The organism is Proteobacteria bacterium CG1_02_64_396, assembly GCA_001872725.1.
Lineage (GTDB): Bacteria > Pseudomonadota > MNWR01 > CG1-02-64-396 > CG1-02-64-396 > CG1-02-64-396.
In genome coordinates, this window is record MNWR01000010.1 from 1 (window position 1) to 26,199 (window position 26,199).

The following is a 26,199-nucleotide window of genomic DNA, read 5'->3' on the forward strand; positions in this document are numbered from 1 at the left end:
CGCACCATCCCCAACCTTTGTGTCGTTCTTAGCGTCTTTGCGTGAGCCGCCTTTGATGTTGTCTTTCACCAGGAAGCCCCATTGACCGCCACTTTTCTACAATCGCTCATCGCCCTGTTCGCGGTGATCGACCCCCTCTCGGGGGCGGCCCTCTTTGCCGCCATGACCCCTGACAACACCGCCAACGAGCGGACCGCCATGGCACGCCGGGCGGCGCTGACCGTCTTTGGGGTGCTGACGGTTTTTCTTCTGTTTGGCGCCGCCATCCTCGCCTTTTTCTCGATCACCATCCCCGCCTTTCAAATCGCCGGGGGGCTGGTGGTGGGGATCATGGCGCTCGATCTGCTCAAGGCGACCCAAACCGGGGTCAAATCGACCCCCGAGGAGCGGCGCGAGGGGGTGGTGAAAACCGACGTTTCGATCACCCCCTTGGCGGTCCCCATGCTGGCGGGGCCGGGGGCGGTCTCGACCGTCATGCTGCTGACCTCCCGCCATCCCGGCACCGAGGGGACGTTGATGTTGCTGGCGGCGGTGGGGTTGGTGGCGCTGATCGTCTGGGTTTGCCTGCGTTCGGCGGCGCGGCTGGTCAAACTGTTGGGGCAGACCGGGATCAACGTGGTCAGCCGTTTGATCGGGTTGATCGTGCTGGCGGTGGCGGTGCAGTTCGTGATCGACGGGGTGGCGGCGGTGTTGCCGATGTTCAGGGGGGTGGGGTGACGCTGCGATGGGCCACTGTTGCACGCCCCCCTTTCGCCCCTCTTCCCCGCCTCACCCTCAAATCACCATGAAAATCGTCTTATGAATGTTCGATTTTCATGGTAAATTTCCTCCATGATCCCCCGCTCCCACTACCTAGAGGCCCTGCGCCTGGCTTTGGCCCGCAGCCGCATCGTGGCGCTGATCGGTCCGCGTCAGTGCGGCAAAACCACCCTGGCCCGTACCTTCCTGCCCGAAGGTGCGGCGAATTATTTCGACCTTGAGGACCCGGTGGCGCTGGCCCGCCTGAGTGAGCCGATGACAGCGCTTTCGGGGCTGACCGGGCTGGTGGTCATCGACGAGGTGCAGCGTCGCCCCGATCTCTTCCCGGTTTTGCGGGTGTTGGCCGACCGTCAGGGGTACGCAGGGCGTTTTTTGTTGTTGGGCAGCGCCAGCGGGGCGCTTTTGCGGCAATCGTCGGAAAGTCTGGCGGGCCGGATGGAGACCCTGACGCTGCGGGGGTTTGCGCTGGGTGAGGTGGGGGGGGATCAGGCAGATCGGCTGTGGCTGCGTGGCGGTTTCCCCCCCGCGTTTTTGGCCCCCGACGAGCAGGCCAGCCAGGTGTGGCGCAAGAACTTCATCCAAACCCTGCTGGAGCGCGACCTGCCCCAATGGGGGGTGCGCACCCCGGCGACGGCGTTGTGGCGCTTTTGGTCGATGTTGGCCCACTACCACGGTCAAACCTGGAATGCCGCCGAGCCCGCCCGCTCTCTGGGGGTTGGTCAGACCACCACCCGGCGCTACCTCGATATTCTGAGCGATGCGTTCATGGTGCGGCAGTTGCAGCCCTGGCACGCCAACATCGGCAAGCGGCAGGTGAAGGCGCCCAAAATCTACATCCGTGACAGCGGCCTGCTGCATCAACTGCTGGGCATCACCCTGCCCGGCGACCTGTACAACCACCCCAAACTCGGTGCCTCCTGGGAGGGTTTTGCGCTGGAGGAGGTGCTGGCGGCCGAGCAACCCGACGAGGCTTATTTTTGGGCGACCCACCAGGGGGCCGAGATCGATCTGGTCTTGCGCAAGGGGGGGCGGTTGCTGGGGGTGGAGTTCAAACGCAGCGACGCCCCCCGCCTGACCCCCTCCATGCACCACGCCCTAGCGGATGTGCAACTGGAACACATCGCGGTGGTGTACCCAGGGGCGGTGCGTTACCCCTTGAGCCCCCAGGTCGAGGTGGTGCCTTTGAATCAGGTGGGGCAGGGAAGGTTGTTTTAGAAGGGTTACCCCGCCACCCCAGCCACCACCCAATCCCCCTGACTTTCATCCCGTTCCACCACCTCAACCCCCCGCCATCCCGCCCAATCGTTGCGCACCGCCGCCGCGATCACCTTGTGGCTGAGCGCAGCCGCCTCCCGCCTTGAAACCGAACCGGGGATGGGGGGCAGATAGTGCAGGCGCACGGTCAATTCGGGCAGCTCCAGCAGCCGCCAGATGTGGCTCCCCAATCCCTCTTCCCCCACGAAAGGGGCGACCTGGGAGGGGTTGCGGCGCTCGTCCAGGTAGCTCAGTGCCACCGGCTGGATCGGGCGTCCGGCAAGGCTGGCCGCCTCCAGCATTCCGGCATGAAAGGGGGCGACCCGGTCGCCCTGGGTGGTGGTCCCCTCGGGGAAGAGCAGCACCGACTCCCCGGCTGCGAGCCGATCGGCGATCCCCTGCATCGAGGCCCGCGCCTCACGGGCGCTCCCCCGCTTAACAAACAGGGTGCCGGTCACCCGTGCCAGCCAACCGAACAGGGGCCAGGCGGCGACCTCCTCTTTGGCCAGAAACCTTCCTTCACGCATCGCCCCCAGCGCCATGATGTCGAGCCACGACACATGATTGGCCACGCACAGGTGGGGGCGGTCGAGTGGGGCGCCGTGCAGCTCGATGCGGATCTCAAGCGCCCGCAATATGCCGCGAAACCACCATTCCATGGCGGGGCGCAGGGAGCTCTGGTGCAAATGGCCCTGGCGGCGTTGCCAGGCGAAAAACAGGGCGATGGGGAGGCTGGCCAGGATGTGGCTGGTCAGGCGGAGCAGGCGGCTGGTACGGCGCAAGGCAACGGTCATGAGACCCCCCTTAGCTCAAAGTCGTCTGGCAGTAGTGCTTGCGGTAGCGCGACGAGATCCACCCCGCCCCGAGCCAGATGAAGAAATCGCTGCTGCCGAACTCGGGATCCCAAGCCGGTGCGCCGCCGATCTTGGCCCCGGTGCGCAGGTACCCCTTGAGCAGCGGGGGGATGGGGGCCGGTTCGCATTGAGCGTCGGCATCGAACAACGGTACCGCCAGGCGGGGGGTGACCCGGTGTTCGGGGTCGACCAAATAGCCGCCGAGCCGCTGGTAGAGGGCGCCGATCCGGTCGCCCCGCTCCTCGTGGACGCTGGCGCACCCCATCAAGAAGTCGATGTTGTGCCGCTCCATGGCGGCGGCGATGCCGTGCCAAAGCAGGGAGATCGTGCCGCCGTTGCGGTAGTCGGGATGAACACACGACCGCCCCAGCTCCATCACCCGTCCCCCCGCGCTCATCGGGCCGCTCAGGTCGAACTCCTGCTCGGAGTAATACCCCCCCAGCCGCTTGGCCCCCTCGGGCATCAACATGCGGTAGGTACCAACCACCTCATCGCGCTCCTCGTCGAAAACCAGCAGGTGTTCGCAGTAGAGGTCGAAGCGGTCGGTATCGAGCCCGGTGGCGGGGTTGCCGATGTGGGCGCCGTATTCCTGGTTGAAGATGCGAAAGCGCAGGCGCTGCGCCTCGCGCACCTCTTCAAGGTTGCGGGCAAAGAGCAGCTTGAGGCCGGTGTCGTTGCCGGTGGGGATGAGATCGGCGCGGTGCAGGGCAATCGAGGTTTGCAGCATGGGAGCCTCCCTTGGGTCGTCGTTGTTCGAGTCCCAGGGAGTGTGGTCGGGCCCCATGATGGGGGATTGACGGGGATGTGAGCGGGGCGTGACGACGATTTGAACCGGCTGTGACTTGGCGTTGAGCCCAGTGTGACACGTCAGGATTGACGGGGGTGCAGCCGGTGGGGGATGGGGCGAGCGGGGCAGTGCGGGGTGGCCGAGGCCGGAGGATCCAGCCTCAGACCACCACGATGGCGGCGGTGCCCAGCACCAACAGAACAGCGAAGAGCGATACAACCGATTTCAAGGGAATGGCCATGGTATTACCTCCTTTTTGTGGTTCCATTTGCCTGTGGTGAATTCCACCACTGCCCCTATACGAGGGGTACTAACAAGAAACGTTCCAACACTGCGGGGCGAAGCATAGGGATGGGATTTGATCGGGGTGTGATGGGGGTGGAACGGTGGGGGTTGGTGTGACGGGGTTACGACGCCGGTTGTTGGATGGAGGGAGACACGAGGTGGGGCATTGCCCGGTTCAACCGGTTTCCCCGCTTGGGGCTCCCCCTCACCCCGACCCTCTCCCCCTGGGGGGCGAGGGGAAAAAGCCCGGCATGTGAGGGGGGCATGGCACCGGTACGGCAGCGGCGAGCGGCCCTGATCGGTCAAGCCGATGCCCCCTCCGCCATCCCCACCTTTTGCAAGCGCTGCAACCCCATCACCCCCTTGACCGCCTGTTTGCCCATGCGGCGCACCAGCCCGGCTTGGTCGATCAGCCCCACCATCTGCCGCACCGGCAGCTCGTCCCGCGCCCCCGCCTTGAGCAGCATCCCTTTGAGTTCGTCGTACCCCTGACGCAGCTTGGCCATCTCGGCATCGCCGTCGAAGGGTTCGTCGCTGCCGGTTTGGGGGTCGATACGGCCCAGCAACGCCGCAGTCTGCCCCTTGAAACGGGCCAGCGCCTCCACCACTTGTGGGTGCTCGACCTCCCCCAGGGTGGTGAGCATTTGGGCAATTTCCTGGGCGTGCTCGGCGGTGGTGGCGAAGTACTGGGCCACCTGCATCGCTTCAGGCAGCGCCTGCGCCACCGGATCGGACAGGTCGCCGCGCTGCATCTGGGCGACGTATTGACCGACCGCGGCGAGCAGCGGCTCCAAAATCGCTCGGTCGCTGGAGAGCCGGGGCCCCGGTCCCCGCTCCGAACTCAAGGCGCCGCGGGCCATGCGATGGGCGATCCCTCCCACCCGGCGCAGCTCCAGGGCCAAGGCGTTGAGGGCCAGCGAGGGGGCGGCGAGCAGGGTGGTGTCGAGGTGGCGGGGTTTGGCTTCGTCCTCTTCAAAGGTGCGGAATTGCCGCTCCAGAAAACGGGCCAACGGCGGCGCCAGGGGCCAGATCAGCGCCACCCCGAGCAGATTGAAGGCGGTGTGGAAGAGCGCCAGGGTGGTGGCGGGGGAGCCGTCCAGCCCCATCCCCTCGCGCAGCCAAAGAATCGCCCCCAACAACCAGGGGAGGATGAGGATGGCGACCGCGCCGGTGAGCAGATTGAAGGCGACATGGGCCGCGGCCGCCCGCTTGGCGTTGGGGGTCGCGCCCAGCACCGCCAGGATGGCGGTCGAGGTGGTCCCCACATTGGCGCCGATCACCACTGCCGCCGCCGCACTCAGCGGAATCACCCCTCCCGCCACGGCGGTCAGGGTGATCGCCAGCGCCGCGGAGGAGGACTGCATCATCAACGTCAGGGCAAAACCGAGCAGCACAAAGAGGAGCTCGGCGCCGAATCCCTCTCCGGCCAGGTCGGCCAGGTCGATCCCCGCCTCGATCCCTTCGAAGGCGGTTTTGAGGATGTCGATGCCGAGAAAAAAGACCCCGAACCCGGCCAGCGCCTCGCCGATCGCCCCCCGGCGCAGTTGCGGCCCCGAGAGTTTGAGCGCCATGCCGACGCCGATGGCGGGCAGGGCAAAGAGTTTAATGTCGACATGAAAGCCGATTAGGGCGACCAGCCAGCCGGTCATGGTGGTGCCGATGTTGGCCCCGAAGATCACCCACATCGCCCCGAGCAGGGTCAGCAAACCGGCGTTGACGAAGCCGATGGTCGCCACCGTCACCGCGCTGGAGGATTGCACCATCGAGGTAATCAAAACCCCCGACAGCACCCCCCGCACCGGGGTGCCGGTCCAGCGCGACAGAATGCGGCGCAGGGCGTCGCCGGCGGCCAGTTTCAGGCCGTCGGTCATCAGGGTCATGCCGAGCAGGAACAGCCCCAACCCGCCGATGAGGGTGCCGATGGAGGTAAAAGTCATGGAGACTCCGGTGGAGAAAGCGACCGGAAGAGCTTGCCGCGACTGGGCGGGGGGCGCCAGGGGCACCCCCCGCAAATGGATCAGGATTGGCCGAGCCAGTCCTCGATTTGTTCCATCGGCAAATGGTCGGCGATGTGGCTACCGTAGTAGGCCACGGCGATGACGCCATCGGCTTCGATGAGGAAGTCGGCAGGAATCGACGCCATCGCCCCCTCAGCCCGCATCTTGCCGCGCATCATGGTGCTCATCAGGGTGCCCATGTGGCGCGCCATCCCCTTGATCATTCCCCACATCGAGGTATCGACCCCGTAGCGCCGGTACAGCGTGCGCGACGGGTCGGCCAGAATCGGGAAGGGGGAGGTGGTCAGGGCAGCGTTGTAGCCGAGCTGGGTTGGGGAGGATTCATACACCGCCAGCAGGTGCAGCCCCTGGGTTTTGAGGTGGTCGATTCGACCGAGCAGCCGATGGACCCGCAGATTGCACAAGGGGCAGGAGGCATAACGGTAAAAGGAGAGCAGCACCCGTTTGCCGCGGTAATCGGCCAGCTGAACGGGGTTGCCCTCCAGGTCGAGGAGCGAGAAATCGGGGGCGGGGGTGCCGGGGGTGAGCTTCATGGCGGTCATCCTTTCGGGGATCGGAAAAAACAGCGATGACCGTGATGTCGCTCGGGTGGGCCGGATCTTACAGGGGAGGTGTCATCCCACCGTCCACCCCACCTCCACCAACAGTCGCGCCCCCGCAAACACCTTTCCTACCATTTGCTGCCCGGTGTGAATCGCCCCGACCCCCTCCGGGGTGCCGGTCATGAGCAGGTCGCCGTCGGCCAGGGTCATGAAGGTCGCCACCTCCGCCAGCAGCGCCTGGGGTTTGAAGAGCATCCGCGCCACCCCACCGGCCTGAACCCGCGCCCCGTCGATCCATAGCTCCAGCCGTAAGGAATCGAGATCGCCGACGAAAGGGACGAAATCGGAAAAAACCGCCGCTCCGTCGAAGCCTTTGGCCCGCTCCCAGGGTAGCCCCTTGGTTTTGAGCCGCAATTGCACCGCCCGCTTGGTCAGGTCGAGACCGAAGCCGACCCCGGCGATGGCCCCTCCCTGAATCAACAAGGCGATCTCCCCCTCGTAGTGGATCTCGTCCGCTGTGCTGGCGAGCGGACGCGCCCCAATGGCCGAGTTGGGTTTGACGAAAATCACCGGCTCTTCCGGGGTTTCGTTGCCCAGCTCGGCGATGTGGGCGGCGTAATTGCGCCCGACGCAGACGATCTTGCTGGGGGCGATGGGTTGGCCGGTAAAAGAAACCGTATTCATGGGGCGCTCCTGTGGGTGGGGAGGGGGATTACGGCACCGCCGGGCTGGGAATTCAACGGCCTTGCCCCCACCATCGAGGGAACGACAGAAGGCCTCTCAAAAACCGTCGCGCCGCAGGTTTTTGGGGGTGCCCACAAGGGGGGATTCATGACCATCAGCGGTCTCGACCCGCAACGCTGGCTCGATGAGCACGGCGACACGCTCTATCGCTACGCCCGCCTGAGGGTGGGGGAGGCGGCGGAGGACATCGTTCAGGAGACCCTGCTGGCCGCCTGGCAGGGGCGGGCGCGCTACACCGGTCAAGCCGCCGAGCGGGGCTGGTTGATGGGGATCCTTAAACACAAGGTGGTCGACCATCTGCGTCGCCACTACCGCCAGCGCGACGTGGAGATCGACGCGGGGGAGGATGGGATCGACGGGTGGTTCGACGCCAGCGGCCATTGGGCCACCCCCCCCGGCGATTGGGGGGGCGACCCCCGCAAGCTGGCCGAATCGACCCAGTTCTGGAGCTGGCTGGAGCGCTGCATGGAGCGGCTTCCCCCCCGGCAAAAGCTGGTCTTCGCCCTGCGCGACCTGGAGGGGGAGGAGGCCGAGGTGGTCTGTAAGGAAATCGAGGTCAACGCGAATCACCTCTACGTACTGTTGCACCGCGCCCGCTTGTCGCTACGGCGCTGCCTTGAAGGCCAAGGAATTGGCGCGACGTTTCCCGAGGAGGGTTTGAAATGATCGATTGCCGCCGCGCCAGCGAGCTGGTTTCTCAATCGTGGGACCGCCCTTTGACCAGGCGCGAAAAGTTCGGTTTGCGCTTCCACCTGCTGATCTGCGCCGCCTGCCGCCGTTTCGAGCGGCAGCTCGCCCTGATGAACCGTGTCTTCAAGCGGGGCGAGGAGTGCCCCCCCGAGCCGATGCCGGTCGAGGTCAAGGGGCGGTTGGCCGAGCGGTTGGATCGGGCGATTCAGGCATCGACACCACCGCAGTCCCAAGAGGGTAATCGCCCCCCTCGGTCCGAGTGAGGGCTGCCGGTGGTGGCCCATTTGCGAAACTGCACGGCCCGTTCGGAGTTGACCTTGTACCCCACGGCGATGATGGCGGGGAGCTTGTAGTGCAGGGTGTTGTAGCTCTTGCCGTCGGCGGCAGTTATTCGAAAATTTCGAATAACTGAATCTTCCTGTAACTCACTGTCGGAAAACACCTTTTTCAGGTGATAGTTGATGGTGTGGGTCTCCACATCATAAAGCACCCCCATCATCTTTTGGGTCAGCCAGATGCTTTCATCGGCATAAACGGCTTCTACGCCACCGCTGCCGCTGGCGGCGACAAAGGTCAGGTATTCGGCGGCAGAGGAACGGACGAGGGAAATGTCCCTTTTTTCGCGCCCCTTTGAACTTTTGCCCTTGCTCATCTCAGCCCCTCCTTCTTTCTATCGTCGGAGTTGCTGAGACCGTTTGCCCCATCCTCATCGATTTCAAACAAATCAGGCGTCGAGCGATGGACGCCGATGCCGTGCTCCATCAGCAGCATCACAAGCTGTTCCCCGTTCATCAGGGCGATGGGGGTCTTGTCGGATTGGGCAGCTTCCTTGGCGGCTCCTGGGCTGAAGTCGCTTGTGGTGATGATCAGGCCTTGCTCGTGCGCTCCGAGGCTGCCGCGCACCTGCTGTACCACCGGGGCCTGGATGTTGTTCTTGAGCTTCCACTTCTTGACCTGGACGGCCATCTTGATGCGGACCACGTCGCCCACCACCAGGGTGCCCCGGACATCGATGCCGCCGTCGCCGCTGAGTTTGGTTACCTCGACCATCTCGAAGCCCATCTCCGCCAGCAACTGCGAAATAAGCTCCTCGAACTCGCCGGGGTTCATGGCCAGCAGACGCTCACGCAGAGCCTTTCGGACCTGCTGATTGTGCTGCTCGATTTGAAACGCCAAACCGCGCCCCATCCATTGGCTCAGGCCCACATAGCCTCGGCCGTGCTGAACGAAGCGGGGCCGCTCACCGCGTTTCTGCTGGCGCTTGATCTCGGTGATCACCTGGGCGTACATGGTGGCCTCGGGCGTTTTACCACCCGTCACCAGCCAACCTTTTTGCAGGGCCTTCTCGGTAATCTCCTTGTAGTGCATCGGTTTCTTGTCGCCGAACTCCTCAAGCACTTTCTGCGCGCAATCGGTGAACGAAAAACCAGCGCTTGCAGGGGTGGGTTCTGGCGCCTCTTGGACGGCCGTAGGAGCCGGCCAAGCGCCGCTCGGTATTTCAGCGGAATCCCGCAGCGCGAAGGTCTGAGGGCCGACCTTTACAAAGGGCGACTTCTCACCGTTGTTCTTGATGTCGGAGTAGAGCCGGGCGCTGACGGTGGCATCTGGGGTCTTGCCGCCGGACTGCCAGAGACCGGCGGCCATGATCCTCTCGGTGATGTCCCTAGCGTGCAGAGCCGTTCCGGCCTGTTGCAACACCTGGATGGCGGCCGCTTTGATGTCTCTGCCCATGATCACGCCCCACTCAACTGGTAATAGGTTTCCAACGATTCGGTCAGCCCTTCCTCCAGTTGCCGGGTGCTTTCAAAGCGCAGTTGCTGCCAGCTTTTGAGGTTGAAACCGATGTCGCTTTCCAACTCGTCGCCGCGCGCTTTTTTGTCGGCAATGAGGATGAAATTATCCTGCTCCAGCCCCTTGCCACGATTGAGCCCCATCAAATAACCGATCTCGTGGTAGACGTTGCGGTTGCCGAAGGTGAGATCGGCAATCAACAGGCCCGAGCCTTCGATCACCTTGAGGATTTCGTCGTCGATGGTGTAGCTGTGGCCCTTATTGAACTGATCGATGCGGATCTCCCGCAGGCGGATATCGAGCTGGTGTTTGTCGTTGATTTGCTGAACGGTCTTCTGAATCGTCTTGTAGGTCTCTTCGCTCTCCTTGCGAAAGGCCATGGAGATGAAGATCTCCCGGTGCCGGGCGGTGAGGATGCTGTCGAACACGCTCACCAGGCTGGCGGCGTCCACCGCCTGAACGCGGCCCAGGTGGTAGTGGTAACCAAGCCCCTGCGTGGTGGTGACCGGGGCGAGATGGTCGATGCGGTTGCTGGTCACCCAGCGGGCGAAGGCGGCAAGCTGCCGCCCCTCGTTGTACAGGGCGAAATAGAGAAAGGCCACCAGCACCCCGTGGCAGCCGTTTGCCGCCAGCTTCGGGCGTTCGCGATACAACCCGTTGACCTGCTGAACCGCGTCGCGCAGGCGCGGCACCTGCGCATCGAGCGCGGCGGCATCCTTGGCCTGACTGACCGCCTCGTCGCGCCCCATGAGAAACTGCGTCCATCCCAACGCCAGGGAGCGGCGGTTCTTCAGGGGCTCCGCCAGAGCGGCCAGATAGCGGTCGTCGATCTCGGCCAGCAGCTTGCGGGCCAGATAATAGGCCGGGCCGAAGCTAGGGCTTTCGAGCAGGGTTGTGTCGTCGAACAGGCTGCCGTCGCCATCTTCTAAAATCAGCCGCAGATTCTCCTCGGAGGTGAGCGGGATCTGTTTGGCGTTGATGTTGTGGAACACCACCTTCTCGAAGCGTTGGGCCTGCGTGGCGTCATCGTGCAGCACGATGCAGAACGGCGTGGGTAGGTTGTAGTTGGCCTCACCCGGGCTGGCGTGGTTGGCGGCGCTCAGGCGGTGGTTGCCGTCGATGCGGAACAGCTTCAGGCCGCTTTCAATCTTGTCATCTGGCAGGCTCAGATAGGCCAGTTGCGGCGCGTTGGCCCCGCCCACCGTCTCCAGCGCCTTCGGCAGCTTGGTGGTGACCGTCTTCACGCTCAGGCCGTTGACGTTGGAGGCAAAGCCGGTGCCGGAAAGGATGTCGGCGATGGGGGCGATGCTGCGCTTGCCCTTGTAGGCGTTGAAGTCGAATTGCAGCGAGGCCGACAGGATCACCTCGGGGAAGAAGAGATATTGCCGGTCGTCGAGAAAGCGCTCGATCTCCGCCTTGTGGGTGTCGATCAGGTTGCGCTGATACTCGGCGTTGAACTCGGAACAGCGGGCCAGATCGCCCAGCGGCGCAACGCCCCGGATCACCGTGAAGCCGCCCAAGGAGGTGTGCAGGATGCCGGAGAGGATCATGCCTTGCCTCCCTGCAACAATTGTTGCTCGAAACACTCGCGGGCCTTGCGCCAGACGGTTTCGGCGTGGGCCTGCAACCGCCGCGCTTTGTCTTTTCTGTCCACAACTTCGCGGGCAATGGTTTGTTGCGTGTCGGCATCAGGCACGGGAACGCGCAGTTCGGCCAAAGTGCTGGTGTTAATGCCTGCCTGGTTGTTGAAGAAGGTGCTTAACGCGGAGAAATAACCGATACCGCGAAACGCATTCAGCAGCGCGGCGACAAAATAAGGCTCGATGCCCGGTTTCAATGCAATGCGGGTCATGTGGTTGGAACAAGCGCAGGGCGTCTCCAAATCGAAGACGGCTGTCTTACCCACCCATTCGGCGGAGTTGGTGTTATTGAACAACACTTCGCCTTGAGTCAAATAATCATCCTCTTTGACCCTTGATGCCGGAACGCTCTTGGTCTCGGCGATGGATAGCTCGCCCCACGCATTCAAATTGAGTGGCCGCAAGTGTGGCACGGCGGCTTCATCTCCACGTGCCTGGTCCTGCCGACCAGCAGCAAAACCGGAACGCATGAACACCGCCAAGTCACCGAGATTCCGCGTGGCATGTTTTGACTGCTCGCTGGCGCGGCGGAGCCGCTGAAAATAAGGGCTGTGATAATCGGCATCGAGCCTGGGTTTTACCTGATTCAGCCGAACAGCAAAGACCCGGCGACCATCCGATTCCGGAAGAATCGCTAGTTCCGCGAGCACATATTTATCAATCGATTTAAGCAACCGCTCCGCCTCCGCCAGGGCGCGGTCGCGCTCGGCGCGGGCGGCGTCGAGTTCGGCCACCAGGCGGCGCTGGATGTCGAGGGGTGGGAGGGGGATTTCTAGGGATTTGAATTCCTCTTTGTTGATATTCGGTTGTCCTGCCGGACGTTGAATTGCACCAACCCATGACGCATAGGCATCTGTTTTCGTAAATCCGCAAACGAATTCAGGAAGTACCTCGTTGTTGAAACGAAACCGTATGCAGTATCCAGCGAAGACAGCCGGATCAAAGCGAACATCGTGCAGATAGGTCTTGCCAACCGTCGCTCCGCTTCGGGCAAACAGCAGATCACCTTTTGAAAGCAAATGTTTGTCAGCCCACTTTTCGGCGGCAACAAACTCATGGGGCAGTGTGATTCCGTCATCACCATAGTCTGTGATGCGGATATAACGAGGCTGATCATCACTTGTGCGTTCGACGGCACTTGCTGAAGTGCCATAACACGGCTCTTCGGAAACTAAGGTTGCGAGGCTACGTTTCGGATATGCGTAGTTTTGCTTCTTTGAGTTGCGCACAAATCCAGGATCGAGACGCTCGTCTGGCAGCTCCCCCCGCCGCACCGCAAAGCAGACTGGCTGCCCTGTGGGGACGGGGGCTAGACGAAAAAAGGTTCTGGGTCTCGCTTGAAGACGGCGTATTGGCCCAATAGACCGCTGCCGGGGATGACATGGCGATGGCGCTCGGACCAGTGGCCGGGCTTTTTGCCCTCGCCGGGCACCCAGTCGAAAGCCACCTGCCAGTCGAACAGATCGCTGCGCTGGCGCTCGGTGCGCGACTGTTCCGGCGTCTCGTCCAGCATCTCCACCTGGTAGGTGGTGCGGCCGGTGGCGTCGTAGCCGATGTTCTCGGCCATGGCCATGAAGATGGCCTCGTCGTCCGAGGCGGGCACGTTGGGCTGGCGTTTCTCCAGAAACACCACGCTTGACTTCACCCCCGCGCCGAAGTGGGCGAAGGCGAATTGCGGCAGGCTGACCACGGCCAGCACCTTGAAGCGCTCCAGTATCCAGTCACGCACCCCTTGCAGGCTGGCGTTGGTCAAGAGGCCGTCGGGCAACACCACACCGGCCTGGCCGCCCGGTTTCAGCAGTTGCCAGACCCGTTCGCAGTAGATGATTTCGGTCTTGACGCTGGAGCGCTGCTTGACCGCCTTCTTGCCCGCCTTGTAGTCGGCATTGGTGTCTTCGTCGTCGTCCTCGTCCTCGTCCTTGCCGCCGCCCTTGGCGACATAGCGGGAGAGTTCATAGCTGGAAAGGTAGCTGTGCAGCTCGTCCTTGATGACCGCGCCAAAGGGGGGATTGGTGGGGATCTTGTCGAAGCCCTTGCTCTCGTCCCGCTTGATGACCTCTTCGGGCTTGCCGGTCTCTTCGTTAATGACCGTCTCCCGGTAGAGGCCGAGGATGTCAAACATCCCTTGGTTCTTGCGGGCGATATTCGGCAGCGGTTCCAGTGCGTCGTTGCCGATGATGTTGGTATGGCCGTCGTCGTGGACGATCATGTTCATCTTGGCGACGCGGGCGATCTCCTCGTTGATCTCCACACCATACAGGCGCTTTTCAGCAAAGCTGTGCCAGTAGTCGAAGTGCTCCTTGCTGTCCTCCTCGTAGTACTCGCCCGCCAACTTGCGCACATGGTCGAGGGCGTGCAGCAGGAAGCCGCCGGAGCCGCAAGCCGGGTCAATCACGAAATCCTCGGCCTTGATGTCGAGCATTTGGGTGGCGAAGGCGATGATATTGCGCGGCGTGAAGTACTGGCCGAAGTCGCCTTTGAAAAAACCGTCCATGAACTGCTCGAAGGCGACGCCTTTGGTGTCCAGGTCGGTGGCGGTGAGATTGACGCCTTCAAGGTGGAGCACCACGTTTTTCAGGGTGGTGTCGTCGATCTTGATGTCGTCGTTGAAAACGTCCGGCTCGTTCTGGCGCTCGATGGCGTACATGGCCTTGATGCGGTTGGCCAGACGTTGCGGCGTTTCGTTGGTTTTGATCTGGAACTCGTAGGGCTGACACTTTTTACGCGGCTTCTTCTCGTCGCGTGTCTTCAGGAAGATCAGCTTGGTCAACTCACCAAAAGCCATGGGTGGCGAGAGGCGGCCGCCGCCCCATAGGGTTTGATGACACTTGCGGATGGTCTTGATCAGGTCGTCGCGACTGACTGCGCCGATGTCCGGCTTGGGGAAGGCGCTCTTGTAGTATTTGAACTCCTCCGGCTTACCGTACTGGATCGGCAGGTCGGCAACGATGTTCGCTTCGCGCTCCAGCGCGCCGAACTTGTCGGAACAGTCGTAGAAGGCGCGGGTCTGGCCAGCGATGACGCCGATGTACACGGCGCGAAATTTATGGGCGTGGCCGTTGCCGAAGGCCTGCTCCACGGCCTGCTTGAACTCGGTATCGGAAACGCCGTCACGCTTGCACTCGATCACGCCGAAGGGCTTGGTGCGCTCCTTGTCACGGAATACCACCAGATCGGCGCGGTCCACCGGAGTGCGGTCGGGAACCGTCACCTCCACGCCGATGCACTCAGGCTGATACCCATACCGATAGATCAACTCGGCGTAGTAGGCGGCTCGTACCTTCTCTTCTGGATCGCTCCACTTCTCGGAGACATTCACTGCCACGTAGCGGATCTTCTCGGTCTTGCCGCTGGTGATGAGTTGCAGGTGGCCGTCCGCGAAAGCACGTTGCAACAAGTCCTGGGTGTCCGTGGTCATCTCAATTCCCCTTCATTTCATACAGCCCTGTCTGGCTGATCTTCTTTTCTTCACAAAACTTCTTGAACTGCCGCTGAGCCAGCTTCGAAGGCACCGTCTTCCCATTTTCCCAACGATTGACCGTGGCGAAGCTCACCCCCAGGGCGTGGGCCAGTTCCTCCTGGGAGAGCGCCAGCTGCCGCCGCACCTCCTTGACCGTGGCCGGAAAGTTTTCGGGCTGGCGGATCATGGCCATTGGACGTCTCGCGCTGATTGAACCAGGCGCAGCAGGCCGGGCGCGACGTTCCACTGGTGGCCGTCGTCGGTGGCGATGCTGATGGTCTTCTTGTTGAAGCGCAGCACGGTGCCTTCCAGCATCCGGCCGTCTGGGGCCTGAAAACCGACCCGGTCGCCTCTGGTGAAGCTGGTCATCAGCGTGGTGGCGCGGGCCTGGGAGATGAGATTGAGCCGCTCGACGATCAGCCGGTTGAGAAAGAGCAGATCCTCTTCGTCCAAACGCTTGATCGCCTCGACGGCGGAGAGGCGGTCGACGATTTTGACGCTGCCGGGTTTCATGGCTGTTCCCCCTGTTGATGCGCTCGAAGACGCGAAATTGGTGTGTTTGTTGACGACGCGTTGGAGGCCGTCTTTCAGGAGCGGTGCGCCGAAGTTGATGGGCAGCCCGAGGGGCAGATTCATTCGCGCAGGTAGGTCAGAAGCTGTTTGAGATGAACCGACTTTTGCCGCTCAACCGACAGCCCTCGCTGTTCTGTTGAATATTTTGGCCAGTACCGCCTCATAGACCGATTCCAACAGCCCCAGCCCAGTATTCCGATGCAGTTGCAGCGCCACATCGACCACGATCCCGCCGACTTCCTCGATATCTCTTCGCGTCTTCGCGTGAGGCCATCTCAGACATTGACCTGCTCCTGTTCAATATAGGCGCGCAACTCCGGCCGCAGGGCCTTTTCGGTGACCAGATCGACCGGACAGCCGAGCAGGTCCTTCAGGTAGAACTGCACGCCGAAATAGCGCTTGGAGGTGGCCGGACCGTCGAAGGCCACCAGCACATCGACATCACTGTCTCTGCTCGCCGTATCGCGGGCGGTGGAGCCGAACAGGGCCAGCCGCGTCACGCCGAAACGGGCCTGCAACTCCGGCTTGCTGCGGCTCAGCAGGTCAAGAGCACGTTGTCTGTTCATCGCTCAGCCTCCAATCATCTGGTTCATCACCTGGCCTTGAGCGCCCCATACGCGGGCGCACGAAGACCATTAACAACCATCCGGCAATATAACATCCGCTATGCCACGTGCAGCTCCAAATTTGCGGGAGTCCCGACAGATTTAAAACTGCTCCGGTACGTTAATCGGGGAAGCAACCAGAACCCACAACGAGGAGCGACCGGCCATGGACATCAACGCCCGGTTTGACGGAATCATGAAAAGCATCAACCAGTTCGCCTTTGATCCTGCCGAGCAGCGGTTGCAGGAAAAAATGCAGAACTCCGGACAAGGTGCGGAGGACGGGGAAAAACCCGGAGGCATAGATGGTTGGAGGGGACAGTCGTAAGGCTGGCAGCAGGACGCGAAGTCGGGACGATAAGCGCAGTGCGGGGGACTTTGAGGCGAAGGAGTAAGCGGGATATGAGGGATTTGTGCCCCGTTGGCGCGGCAGCATCCCTACGGGACTCGCCTAAGGAGGCGCTGATTTATTCGCGCTTCCGAGCGACCCAGGGATGGGCCGCCAAAATCAGGAACGTAAGTGACTGATTTTGAAAGCGAAGCAAAAACCACGTTTTTTGCGAAGCGTGCTGATTCAAGGCAGGAGCCTTTAATCAGCGTTTCCCTAAGAAGGCGCTGATTCACGGCAAAACTCCGCCATTGAAGCGCCTGTAAATCCCCCCTATCCCCCCTTGAACAAGGGGGGGACGCTCGCGGGGGCGTTCGGGTTGAATTCATCGGCGCTTCCGGGCCAACCGTTCGCAGACTTCGGTCCACCCTCACGTAGGAGGCGACCCCGTCGCCGAACCCCTGCTGTACGCAAAGCGGCGTAAGGCGCTGGCCATACGCAGAAAAAACAAAAAACCCCGCAAGGCCCAAAGGCCCTGCGGGGTTTTGTTTTCGCCCGGATCTTCATGAATTTGCTCTTGCCCTGGCTTGTTCCTTAGCCGCACTAGGATCTTTTGTTCGTTTGGGCGTATGCACTGCTACGCCGCGCACTCACAAAAGCCCTATTGCGACCAAGGCCCGTCGCCATCATCAAGGCAATTCATGAAGATCCGGGCTAATTGGTGGAGGTGGCGGGAGTCGAACCCGCGTCCGAAAGTGATCCAAGCCGGTCTCTACATGCTTAGTCGGTGATTTGATTTACCGGCATTGACCCCCACCGACGGGGTTCGCAACCGGGGAGTCCAGTTAATCTCGATTGCAGGCCCCGGACATGCCTGAAATCCAGCAGCGGTGGATGATCGAGGTCCCAACCCCCCGATGCTCGGAGTTGGGTTCGAGGCCGCATTAAGCGGCGGCCAGCGCGATGTCGTCGTTGGCGACTATGTTTTTTCTTGGCTTTTTACGTGGATCCAAGACCACGGCATGCAACCAAACCTTTCACGCCTTCCGTCGAAACCGTGACACCCCCGTATTGGCCCTGTTGAGGCGGCAGGGGCAACCCCTCCTCCAATGGTTCATCCTTCGACAGGCTCAGGATGAGCGTATTGAGGGAGATGGAAACCCAACGCCTCGGGCCAAATTGTAAAGATCGTGTACGCACCCCTTCGACAGAGCTCGGGGGGATGGTTCCAAAACAGGGGCGGGATGATGACAGGGTGGGGCGATGCCGCAAGCGGCATTAACCCCCCCGTGCTCCGCTCTTCAGGATTCGCCCCTTCTCCCGCGCCCAATCCCGGTCTTTATCGGCCTGCCGCTTGTCGTGCAGCTTTTTGCCCCGGCACAGCCCCAGCTCCACCTTCACCCGGTTTTTGCTCCAGTGCAGGTCGAGGGGGATGACGGTCAACCCCTTCTCTTTGACCTTGCCCATGATCCGGTTGATCTCCTGCCGATGCAGCAGCAGGCGGCGGGTGCGGTCGGGGGCGTGGTTTTCCCGGTTGCCGTGGCTGTAAGGGCTGATGTGCCCTGCCAGCAGATAGGCTTCGTTGTGGTGAAAGGTGACGTGGGCGTCGGCAAGGTTGCCCTTGCCCTCGCGCAGCGCCTTAACCTCGGTGCCGACGAGTTCCAGCCCCGCCTCCAAGCGCTCCAAGACCTCGTAGTCGTGGAAGGCTTTGCGGTTGCTGGCGATCAGCCGCTCCGGTTTTTTGTCTTTCTTCGCTTTGCTCACGGCCATCCTAAAAAAATCCCCCTCTCCCATCAGGGGAGAGGGTCGGGGTGAGGGGTGGTGCTCGGTACCCTCTGCGACCCCCTTGCAATAGGAAAGTCGGGGTGAGGGGCGGTGTTCGGACCCCCTGCACCCGCTTTCGATGGAGGGGTGATCGTCGCCAAAACACGGCATCGGGGGGGCGGATTCCGGGTGCTGCTTTGGGGCGACCCGGGAATGACGCCCTCCCGGTCGGCGTTCGTGCGCGGGGGTTACTCCCCGCCCGGCAAAGACTCCTCCACCACATGGTCGTTCTCGGCGCGGGCGAGCTGCACCGCCAGGGTGGTGGGGGCGTCGGCGCGGGTGATGGTCTTGGCGATGATCTGCTTGGTGCCGCTGACCGACAGCAGCTCGAACAGATAGATGAATTCGTCCTCCAGCGCCTGAATCACCGGGGCTTGATCCTCGGGGCTGAGCTCCCACAACACCTTTTTGAAGTGGCCGAAACCCTTCTTTCGGGTCTTGTAGATGAACTGCTCCTGGGTGTCCTTGCCGCTCTTCTCGTCCGCGTGTTGGGCGGCGATCAGAGCGTCGATCCTGGCGACCAGCGCGGCGGGCAGGGTGTCGTAGATGATGTTCTGGAAGCCGGTGGCCAGGTGGATCTCGCAGGTCTGGGTGCCGGGGAAGCGGTTGAACATCTCTTTGGGCAGGGTCGAGGCGCCGTGCTGCACGCAGCCGCCCAGGCCGTATTCGTTGCGGGCCGCAATCGAGAGCTGTTCTAGGGTGGTGAAGTCGAGCTTCACATCCAAGATCTTGCCGTCGGGACCGGGGACGCCGCCGTGGCTGGTGCCGGTCTGCACCGACAGCTTCGACAGCCCCGGTTTGCCGGGGGCCATGGCGCCGAAGTCGCGGTTGAAGCCGTCGAGGAAGGCGCGCAGCTCGTGGATGTTGGAGTTTTCATGGCCGACCTCGCCGATCTCGCCGCCGACGGAGACGGTCACCCCGGCGGGTTCCACCGAACGGATGAAATCGGAGATCTCGGCGCAGTGGGTGTAGTTGAGTTTTTGCTGCTCATCGACGGTGGGGAAGCTCAGGTCAACCAGGGTCGAGGTATCGACGTCGATGTTGAAGAACCCCGCCTCAATCGCCTCGCGGGAGAGATCTTTGATGCCGTCGATGATCGCCTTGGGATCGTTCTTGTAGGTCTTGGCGTTGGCCTGGAAGTGGTCGCCCTGGATGAAGACCGGCCCCTCGACCCCCTCGCGGATGGCGGCGGCCAGCACCACGGCGGCGTATTCGGCGGGGCGTTGGAAGGTGTAGCCCATCTCGGAGCGGGCGATCTCAAAGATATAGGCCCCGGCGTCGATGGCGCTGGCCGAGCGGATCATGGCGCGGGCGACCTGGTAGGTCATGCCGCGGATGTTGACCGCCGGGACGGTGAAGCCGTCGACCTCGCCGCGCCCCATCGCCATGTAGAGCTCGTGGATCGAGGCGGGGAAGACCCCCACCTGAAGGCCGCCGTTGCGGATCAGGGTCCGGGCCAGGGCGCGCACCTCGGCCGATTCGCCGAAGGCCGCTTCGAAGGCGAGCAGATCCATTGATTCGCGGAAGCGGTGGGCGTCGAGAACGGTCACCGCCCCCTCTTCGTTGTCGAGGACGATGGCGTTGGCGACGGCGTCGAGCAGGGCCTGGCGGTTCATGCGGCGGACTCCTTGGCGGTTTTTTAGGCAGTAAAGACAAAGCTTGAATGGGATGCGCTGCGAGGATGGCCTGGCGGCGGTATGTGATCGGTTGTTTTTGTCCCCTCGCCCCTCAGGGGAGAAGGTTGGGGTGAGGGGTGGTTTTTGATGATGCCTTCAACTTGTGGGAGCGGCGTCCCCGCCGCGATTATTCAGCTAGGAGTCTGTCGGACTTGAGATCGTCCTACTGCGCCGGCGGGTAATCGGTCCAAATTTCCCCGGTTTTTCGTCACATAGACACCACTATGATCCTCAAAACCGTGAAAATTTGGCCTCGATTCCCCACTCGGCTCGCTACGGACGCTCAAGCCCGACAGACTCCTAGATAATCGCGGCGGGGACGCCGCTCCCACAAAAGCAGTGCTCCACAATTTCTCTTCAGTTGCCTGACACCAACCCCAAACCCTGCATCTCCTCCCACAGCGGCTGGCGGTACTGCTCCGACAGCGGCGTCAGGGGCAAACGCAGTTCCTCGCCGCAGCGCCCCAGCATGGCGACCGCCGCCTTAACCGGGATCGGGTTGGATTCCACGAACATCAGTTTGTTGATGTGCAGCAGCTTCATGTGCAGCACGCGGGCGTCGTCCCACCGCCCTTCGAGGCAGGCGTGGACCATGTCGCTGACCATGCGTGGGGCGATGTTGGCGGTCACCGAGATGACCCCTTTGCCCCCGATCGCCATGAAGGGGAGCACGGTGGCGTCGTCGCCGCTGATCAGCTCAATCTTGTTGCCAGCCAGCCGCAGGATGTTCGAGGCCAGCTCCATGTCGGCGGTCGCCTCTTTGATGCTCACCACGTTGGGAATCTCGGCCAGACGTGCGACCGTCTCGGCGCTCATGTTCACCGCCGTTCGCCCAGGGACGTTGTAAAGCATGATCGGCAGGTGGACCGCCTCGGCGATGGTCTTGTAGTGCTGGTAGAGTCCCTCTTGGGTCGGCTTGTTGTAGTAGGGGGTAATCAGCAGCGCCGCGTCGGCCCCCGCCTCCTTGGCAAAGGCGGTCAGCTCCAGCGATTCGCGGGTGGCGTTGGACCCGGTCCCGGCGATGACTGGGATGCGCCCCTTGGTCTGCTCGACCACGATGCGGATGACATCGTGGTGCTCGGCGTGGCTCAGGGTGGCCGACTCGCCGGTGGTGCCGGTGGCGACGATGGCGTCGGTCCCCTCGGCGATATGCCACTCGACCAGGGCGCGCAGCGCCACTTCGTCAACCTGCCCGTCCCGGAAGGGGGTAATCAGGGCGACCATGGATCCTTGGAACATAGGAACCTCGTGTTTCATACTTGAAATAACCGGCTTGTGAATGCCGGGTTTTTGATCTTGAGCGGTCCGTTTTGGGGGCAGGCGGGTAATGTGGCCACGGTTAGCCCCCCAAAAGACCGGGGACTATATCACAGCCCGCCTTCCCCCCTACAACCCGACGACGAGGTTCCCATGACGCTTGCCATTGGCGAAGCCGCACCCGAGTTTTCTCTTCCCAATGCCGCCGGACAAACCGTGCATTTGAGTGATCTGCGCGGCCAGTGGGTGGTGCTGTATTTCTACCCCAAAGATATGACCCCCGGTTGCACCACCGAGGCCCAGGAGTTCCGCGATCTCAAAGAGGCCCTGGCCGCCAAGAACGCGGTGGTGCTGGGGGCGAGCAAAGATTCGGTGGCCCGTCACGCCAAGTTTCAAGACAAAGAGGGGCTCAATTTCTGCTTGATCTCCGATGCCGACGCCGACCTATGCGAGCGCTACGGCGTCTGGCAAGAAAAGAAGAACTACGGCAAGACCTACATGGGGATCGTCCGCTCCACCTTTTTGATTGACCCCGAGGGGAAGATCGCCAAGGTGTGGACCAAGGTGAAGGTCAAGGGGCATGCCCAGGCGGTATTTGAGGCGATCCCATAATTAGACCCAAGGGGGGGAAGACAATGAATTACCGATGGCTTGGGTGGATGGGGTTTATCGCCGTGCTTGCCGGATGTGCTTCGGGCAAACCGCCGCTCCACCAAGAGTTGGGCAGCAACACCATCCGGGTGGGGGTGGTGCTCTCGTTCTTTGAGAAAAACGGTATCCCTGATCGACTCGACGCCATGGCGGCGGCCAGTTTAGAGACGGCGCTGAGTTCGACCGGGTTGATGGATCGCATGAGCAGCGGCATCGGCCGCGTCATGGGCGACGATTCGGATGAGGTCCACATTCAGCTCCTCACGCGAGATCGTCTGAAGCAGGTGATGCAAGAACAGAGACTCCAAACCAGCGGCGTGGCCGATGCCGACCAGATGGTGGCGCTGGGCAAGGTGGCCGGTTTGCAGGTGGTGGTTACCTTGGAGCCGACCTCACTCAGGAGCGAAGAGATCAAATTCCGCAAAGGGGAGCGCTACTGCGTGCAGCGCACCGCCTATGCGGGGTTGAGGATCGCCGCCATCCGGGTCGACACCGGCGCCATCGTGGTGGGTGGTTATTACGAGGGTGACGAAGAGAGCAGCGACTGCGACACCCGTAGCTATCGCATGGACAAACTCGAACCGGCCGACATGTTGATCCGCAAAGCGGCGCAGGAGGCGACCGAAAGTTTTGCCTCCGATTTCCGGGGGAGTTTGTAACCCCGCGAAGCCCCATCCCCTTCCCCTGTCTGAAGGCGCTTCGAGGGAGGGATTGGTGGGAGGGATTGGTGGGAGGGATTGGTGGGAGGGGATTGGTGGGAGGGGATTGGTGGGAGGGGATTGGTGGGAGGGGATTGGTGGGAGCGCCGTCCCGGCGCGATTATTTGAACGTTCTTCGAGGTTTCCTGTGTCTGAACCAATCCTGGTCCGCTATCGCTTGCTCGGTTGTCCCGACGAAGCGACCGCCCTGAAAAAGGGGGAGTCGGTCGCGGTGGGGATGACGGTGGGATCGTGGACCGACCTGCCCGCCGCCGAACAGGAGGCGATGCGCCCCTACAAGGGTTCGGCGGTCGCCTCGGGGATGGAGGCGGGGGGCGATGCCTGGGTCGAGGTCGCCTATCCGGCGGGTAATTTTCCGGCCCGTCTGCCTGCCCTGCTGACCTGCGTTTTTGGCAAGTTGTCCCTCGATGCCAGGGTGCAACTGGCCGACGTCACCCTGCCCCCCACGTTCGCCGCCGGATTCCCCGGCCCCCAATTCGGCATTCGTGGAGTCCGCGAACGGGCTGGGATTTCGGGGCGGCCGCTGCTGATGAGCATCTTCAAGTCGGGGCTGGGGATGAGCCTGGAGGATTTCGCCCAAGCCTTCGCGGAGCAGGCCGACGGCGGGGTCGATCTGATCAAGGATGACGAGATCGTCTTCGACACCCGCGCCTTCGAGCGCATCCGCGCCGTCGCCCCCATCGTCGAGGCGAGAGCCCGCTCTGGCCGTCCGCTGATCTACGCCGTGAACCTCGGCGGCCCGGTCGAGGAGCTAACCACCCGGGCCCGCTGTTTGGTCGAAGCGGGGGCGGGGGCGCTGCTGCTCAATGTGGCTGCCTACGGTTTCGACTCCTTGCATTCGCTCGCCGCCGCCAAACTCGGGGTTCCCCTCTTGGCCCATCCCGCCGTGGCGGGGGCGATCACTGGGATTGACCGACATCTGATCCTCGGCAAATTCATGCGCTGGTGCGGTGCCGATCTGGTCCTGTTTCCCGGCGCCTACGGCTCGCTCGCCATCCCGCAAAGCGATGCCGAGGCGATCAAGGCGGCGCTGGTGAGCGCGTCCAAACTTCATCGCCGCTCTTGGCCGGTCCCCTCGGCGGGGATTCATCCCGGCATGGTGGCGCGGCTTCAGGCCGATTTCGGCAACGACTACGTGGTCAACGCCGGGGGTGCCATCCACGGCCATCCCCTGGGGGTCCAAGGGGGGGTGGTCGCCTTCCGGCAGGCGATTGCCCGGGTTTCGGGGGGTATGGAATTGGCGGGGGCCGACGAGCCGGAGCTGAAGGCTGCGTTGGAGAAGTGGGGGATTGCCGAATGAGGTTTTGTCGGAGCGCCGCCCCCGGCGCGATGAGTCATTCAGGGGTAAAAGCCATCGGCGCGAGAACGAGCCTCCCACCTCCTTTTTCGACCGCAACATCGGAGCTCGATTGTGGGGGCGGCGTCCTCGCCGCGATGACGTTGCGATGAATCCGAAACGCCCCGTCATCCTCTGCGACTTCGACGGCACCATCACCAATCGCGACGTCATCATCTCGATCATGGCCCACTTCGCCCCCCCGCAGTGGGAGGCGATCAAGGACGAGATTCTCGCCCGCCGCCTGAGCATTCGCGCCGGGGTCGAGCGGCTCTTCGCCTTGATCCCTTTCCATCGCAAGGCTGAGATCGCAGCCTGGGCGGTGGCCAACATGACCATCCGCCAGGGGTTTGTGCAGTTTCTGACTGAGGTACGACGGCGGGACATTGAATTTCGGGTGGTGAGCGGCGGCATGGGTTTTTTCGTCCGCCCCATCCTCGCCCCCTTCGCGATTGCCCCGAGCGAAATCCTGGTCAGCGATGTGGTCGAGCGGTCCGATGGCATGATGGGGGTCGCTTGGGCAACCCCTTGCGACGACCAATGCAACAACGACTGCGGCCTGTGCAAACCGACGGTACTGCGCGGCTTGGTGGGGCGTCATCGGGTGGTGATCGGCGATTCGGTCACCGATCTGGCCGGGGCGCGGATCGCCGAAACCGTCTTTGCTCGCGATTACCTGGCCCGGACCTTGGGCGAAGAGGGGCGTACCTTTTACCCCTTCGAAACCTTCGACGACATCACCCCGAAATTGGCGGATTTGGTATGACCCCACCCCCCTCGATCCTCACCGAATTCAAACGCCGCCTCGCCGCTCGCGGTTGGATGCCCGCCACCAGCGGCAATCTGTCGCTCAAGGTGGGGGGGGATCCGCTCACCTTTTGGGTCTCGGTCTCGGGGCGCGATAAAGCGGTCGACAAGGCCGACGATTTTATTCAGGTCGTTTGGGCGGGGGGCAAGCTGGAGCGCAAAGGGGGCCCCGCCGCCGACCCCCGCAAACCCTCGGCCGAGGCCAAGGTGCACGGTCGTATTTACGAGGCGACCGATGCAGGCTGCGTGCTGCACGTCCACACCCTGCCCGCTGCGTTGCTGTCGAAGCTGTGCCCCGGCGACATCCTGCAATTCCAGGGTTTGGAGCTCATCAAGGCCTTCGGCATGTGGGAGGAGGATGCGGTGCTCACCGTGCCGCTCGCCTCCAATCCCGCCGATTTCGACGCCTTGGCGCGGGCGGTGGCCGGGGCGATTTGCGAAGGGGTGCCGGGGGTGTTGGTACGGGGGCATGGGTTGTACGCTTGGGGCGCGGACGGCCCCGCCGCCATCCGCCACCTGGAAGCCTTCGAATTCCTTTTTGCATACGCCGTCGAGGCGCTGAAATTGACAGGGGAGACGCCATGGCCGTCGTGACCGTATCGACCGGAGAACGCTTCGAGGGGGAGGCGGCTCGCCAGTACTTAGACGAGCACGGGGTGGTGCTGGAATTCTGGAGTGCCGACGCTCTGCCCGAGGATTTGCGCAAGGAGCGGACCCCGAGCAGCGAGCAGAAGGATGAAATCCTCACCGCCTTCGCCGGTCGGATCGACGACCTGAAAACCAAGCGGGGCTACAAGGCGCAGGATGTGGTGGTGCTCAATCCCGACACCCCCAACCTGGAGGCGATGATGGTCAACTTCCGCAAGGAGCATCACCACGAGGATGACGAGGTCCGCTACGTCATCGACGGCGAGGGGGTCTTCACCATCAACGGGGGCGATTTTACCTTCGATATTCTCTGCCAGGAGGGAGACGCCATCGTCGTCCCCCAAGGAACCCGCCACTGGTTCGACCTAACCGATTCGCGCCGCATCGCCTGCATCCGCATCTTCGATACCCCGGAGGGGTGGAAGGCGATTTATTGAGCTGGGAATACCGATTGAGGAGGTGCATATGCCGTCGCTTTTGCGCAAGGAGGAGGCTCATCGATTGATTGACGAGCTGCCCGCCGACGCTACTTGGGAAGACCTGATGGGCGAGATTTACGTCCGGGAGGCGGTTGAGAAAGGGCTGGCCGATAGCGCGGCGGGACGAACGCGGGCTGTGGAAGAGATTCGGGGGAAATACGGTCTACCTGAATGAAGGTTCATTGGACCCGGTCGGCTGAAAGTCACCTTGATGCCATCCATCGGTATATCGCGCAGGACTCGCCTGTATATGCCCAGCGGATGGTGGATCGCATTACCCGCCGCTCGATGCAAATCGCGGCTTTTCCCAGGTCGGGGCGAATAGTGCCCGAGTATGGCCACGATGCGATTCGGGAGGTGTTCGAATCTTCGTACCGCATCATCTACCGGATTTATTCCGACAGAATCGATGTCTTGGCCGTCCTTCACGGCGCTCAAGCACGACTGAACAGCCAATTCTGAATCAGCGCAC

General features: G+C 62.5%; 27 protein-coding genes and 1 other RNA gene. 11 read left to right on the forward strand and 17 right to left on the reverse strand.

Features of this window, described 5'->3' with window-relative positions; all coding sequences use genetic code 11:
• Positions 1-81 precede the first annotated feature (81 nt).
• Positions 82-717 (forward strand): hypothetical protein, encoded by a 636-nt coding sequence (locus AUJ55_01000; protein OIO61139.1) that lies wholly within the window; start codon positions 82-84, stop codon positions 715-717.
• A gap of 114 nt (positions 718-831) precedes the next feature.
• Positions 832-1,974 (forward strand): hypothetical protein, encoded by a 1,143-nt coding sequence (locus AUJ55_01005; GenBank protein ID OIO61140.1) that lies wholly within the window; start codon positions 832-834, stop codon positions 1,972-1,974.
• Between the two features lie 5 nt (positions 1,975-1,979).
• Here AUJ55_01005 and AUJ55_01010 read toward each other — a convergent pair whose 3' ends face one another.
• From AUJ55_01010 to AUJ55_01030, 5 genes are all read right to left on the reverse strand, one after another.
• Complete coding sequence (locus AUJ55_01010) at positions 1,980-2,807, reverse strand: hypothetical protein (protein ID OIO61141.1); 828 nt, start codon at positions 2,805-2,807, stop codon at positions 1,980-1,982.
• Positions 2,808-2,817: 10 nt separating this feature from the next.
• On the reverse strand, positions 2,818-3,594 hold the full coding sequence (locus AUJ55_01015) for a hypothetical protein (protein ID OIO61142.1): 777 nt from the start codon (positions 3,592-3,594) through the stop codon (positions 2,818-2,820).
• Positions 3,595-4,241: 647 nt separating this feature from the next.
• Positions 4,242-5,876: a hypothetical protein gene (locus AUJ55_01020; GenBank protein OIO61143.1), complete on the reverse strand. Its 1,635-nt coding sequence runs from the start codon at positions 5,874-5,876 to the stop codon at positions 4,242-4,244.
• A gap of 80 nt (positions 5,877-5,956) precedes the next feature.
• A complete protein-coding gene (locus tag AUJ55_01025; protein ID OIO61144.1) occupies positions 5,957-6,490 on the reverse strand; it encodes a hypothetical protein in 534 nt (177 codons plus the stop codon).
• A gap of 81 nt (positions 6,491-6,571) precedes the next feature.
• A complete protein-coding gene (locus tag AUJ55_01030) occupies positions 6,572-7,183 on the reverse strand; it encodes a 2-keto-4-pentenoate hydratase (protein ID OIO61145.1) in 612 nt (203 codons plus the stop codon).
• Positions 7,184-7,330: 147 nt separating this feature from the next.
• Between AUJ55_01030 and AUJ55_01035 the strand changes: the two genes are divergently transcribed.
• Entirely contained in the window at positions 7,331-7,909 is a 579-nt protein-coding gene (locus tag AUJ55_01035; protein OIO61146.1) for a hypothetical protein, read from the forward strand.
• Between the two features lie 229 nt (positions 7,910-8,138).
• On the opposite strand, the gene AUJ55_01040 is transcribed toward AUJ55_01035, so the two are convergent.
• The 12 genes from AUJ55_01040 to AUJ55_01095 all read right to left on the reverse strand — a co-directional run bounded on the left by AUJ55_01040 (position 8,139) and on the right by AUJ55_01095 (position 21,069).
• Entirely contained in the window at positions 8,139-8,585 is a 447-nt protein-coding gene (locus AUJ55_01040; protein OIO61147.1) for a hypothetical protein, read from the reverse strand.
• The gene (locus AUJ55_01045; protein OIO61185.1) at positions 8,582-9,664 is read right to left on the reverse strand and encodes a restriction endonuclease; all 1,083 of its coding nucleotides are present in this window, start codon (positions 9,662-9,664) and stop codon (positions 8,582-8,584) included. The genes AUJ55_01040 and AUJ55_01045 overlap by 4 nt, the downstream gene beginning before the upstream one ends.
• A 2-nt stretch (positions 9,665-9,666) precedes the next feature.
• The gene (locus tag AUJ55_01050) at positions 9,667-11,274 is read right to left on the reverse strand and encodes a hypothetical protein (protein OIO61148.1); all 1,608 of its coding nucleotides are present in this window, start codon (positions 11,272-11,274) and stop codon (positions 9,667-9,669) included.
• The gene (locus AUJ55_01055; GenBank protein ID OIO61149.1) at positions 11,271-12,383 is read right to left on the reverse strand and encodes a hypothetical protein; all 1,113 of its coding nucleotides are present in this window, start codon (positions 12,381-12,383) and stop codon (positions 11,271-11,273) included. Before AUJ55_01055 ends, AUJ55_01050 begins: the two co-directional genes overlap by 4 nt.
• Before the next feature lie 290 nt (positions 12,384-12,673).
• Positions 12,674-14,782 carry a hypothetical protein gene (locus AUJ55_01060; protein ID OIO61150.1) on the reverse strand — a complete coding sequence of 703 codons (2,109 nt, stop codon included), beginning with the start codon at positions 14,780-14,782 and terminating at the stop codon, positions 12,674-12,676.
• A gap of 1 nt (position 14,783) precedes the next feature.
• Positions 14,784-15,011, reverse strand: a complete 228-nt coding sequence (locus AUJ55_01065; GenBank protein ID OIO61186.1) for a transcriptional regulator — start codon at positions 15,009-15,011, stop codon at positions 14,784-14,786.
• Positions 15,008-15,337, reverse strand: coding sequence for a hypothetical protein (locus tag AUJ55_01070; GenBank protein OIO61151.1), 330 nt, complete (start codon positions 15,335-15,337; stop codon positions 15,008-15,010). Before AUJ55_01070 ends, AUJ55_01065 begins: the two co-directional genes overlap by 4 nt.
• 335 nt (positions 15,338-15,672) lie before the next feature.
• Positions 15,673-15,963, reverse strand: coding sequence for a DNA polymerase subunit beta (locus AUJ55_01075; protein ID OIO61152.1), 291 nt, complete (start codon positions 15,961-15,963; stop codon positions 15,673-15,675).
• A 1,086-nt stretch (positions 15,964-17,049) separates the two neighbouring features.
• Positions 17,050-17,398: a transfer-messenger RNA gene (ssrA, locus tag AUJ55_01080) on the reverse strand.
• Between the two features lie 210 nt (positions 17,399-17,608).
• On the reverse strand, positions 17,609-18,100 hold the full coding sequence (locus tag AUJ55_01085; protein ID OIO61153.1) for an SsrA-binding protein: 492 nt from the start codon (positions 18,098-18,100) through the stop codon (positions 17,609-17,611).
• A gap of 242 nt (positions 18,101-18,342) precedes the next feature.
• On the reverse strand, positions 18,343-19,770 hold the full coding sequence (locus tag AUJ55_01090; GenBank protein OIO61154.1) for a hypothetical protein: 1,428 nt from the start codon (positions 19,768-19,770) through the stop codon (positions 18,343-18,345).
• 417 nt (positions 19,771-20,187) lie between these two features.
• The gene (locus AUJ55_01095) at positions 20,188-21,069 is read right to left on the reverse strand and encodes a 4-hydroxy-tetrahydrodipicolinate synthase (protein OIO61155.1); all 882 of its coding nucleotides are present in this window, start codon (positions 21,067-21,069) and stop codon (positions 20,188-20,190) included.
• Positions 21,070-21,240: 171 nt separating this feature from the next.
• Here AUJ55_01095 and AUJ55_01100 point away from each other — a divergent pair, with 171 nt between their 5' ends.
• The 8 genes from AUJ55_01100 to AUJ55_01135 all read left to right on the forward strand — a co-directional run bounded on the left by AUJ55_01100 (position 21,241) and on the right by AUJ55_01135 (position 26,189).
• Positions 21,241-21,699, forward strand: coding sequence for a peroxiredoxin (locus AUJ55_01100; GenBank protein ID OIO61156.1), 459 nt, complete (start codon positions 21,241-21,243; stop codon positions 21,697-21,699).
• A gap of 23 nt (positions 21,700-21,722) precedes the next feature.
• Positions 21,723-22,397: a hypothetical protein gene (locus tag AUJ55_01105; protein OIO61157.1), complete on the forward strand. Its 675-nt coding sequence runs from the start codon at positions 21,723-21,725 to the stop codon at positions 22,395-22,397.
• A gap of 187 nt (positions 22,398-22,584) precedes the next feature.
• On the forward strand, positions 22,585-23,757 hold the full coding sequence (locus AUJ55_01110) for a hypothetical protein (protein ID OIO61158.1): 1,173 nt from the start codon (positions 22,585-22,587) through the stop codon (positions 23,755-23,757).
• A 145-nt stretch (positions 23,758-23,902) separates the two neighbouring features.
• Positions 23,903-24,559: a hypothetical protein gene (locus AUJ55_01115; protein ID OIO61187.1), complete on the forward strand. Its 657-nt coding sequence runs from the start codon at positions 23,903-23,905 to the stop codon at positions 24,557-24,559.
• The gene (locus AUJ55_01120; GenBank protein ID OIO61159.1) at positions 24,556-25,194 is read left to right on the forward strand and encodes a methylthioribulose-1-phosphate dehydratase; all 639 of its coding nucleotides are present in this window, start codon (positions 24,556-24,558) and stop codon (positions 25,192-25,194) included. Before AUJ55_01115 ends, AUJ55_01120 begins: the two co-directional genes overlap by 4 nt.
• A complete protein-coding gene (locus AUJ55_01125; GenBank protein OIO61160.1) occupies positions 25,182-25,685 on the forward strand; it encodes a hypothetical protein in 504 nt (167 codons plus the stop codon). The genes AUJ55_01120 and AUJ55_01125 overlap by 13 nt, the downstream gene beginning before the upstream one ends.
• A gap of 28 nt (positions 25,686-25,713) precedes the next feature.
• A complete protein-coding gene (locus AUJ55_01130; GenBank protein ID OIO61161.1) occupies positions 25,714-25,902 on the forward strand; it encodes a hypothetical protein in 189 nt (62 codons plus the stop codon).
• Positions 25,899-26,189 carry a plasmid stabilization protein gene (locus AUJ55_01135; protein ID OIO61162.1) on the forward strand — a complete coding sequence of 97 codons (291 nt, stop codon included), beginning with the start codon at positions 25,899-25,901 and terminating at the stop codon, positions 26,187-26,189. Before AUJ55_01130 ends, AUJ55_01135 begins: the two co-directional genes overlap by 4 nt.
• The last annotated feature ends 10 nt before the right edge of the window (positions 26,190-26,199 follow it).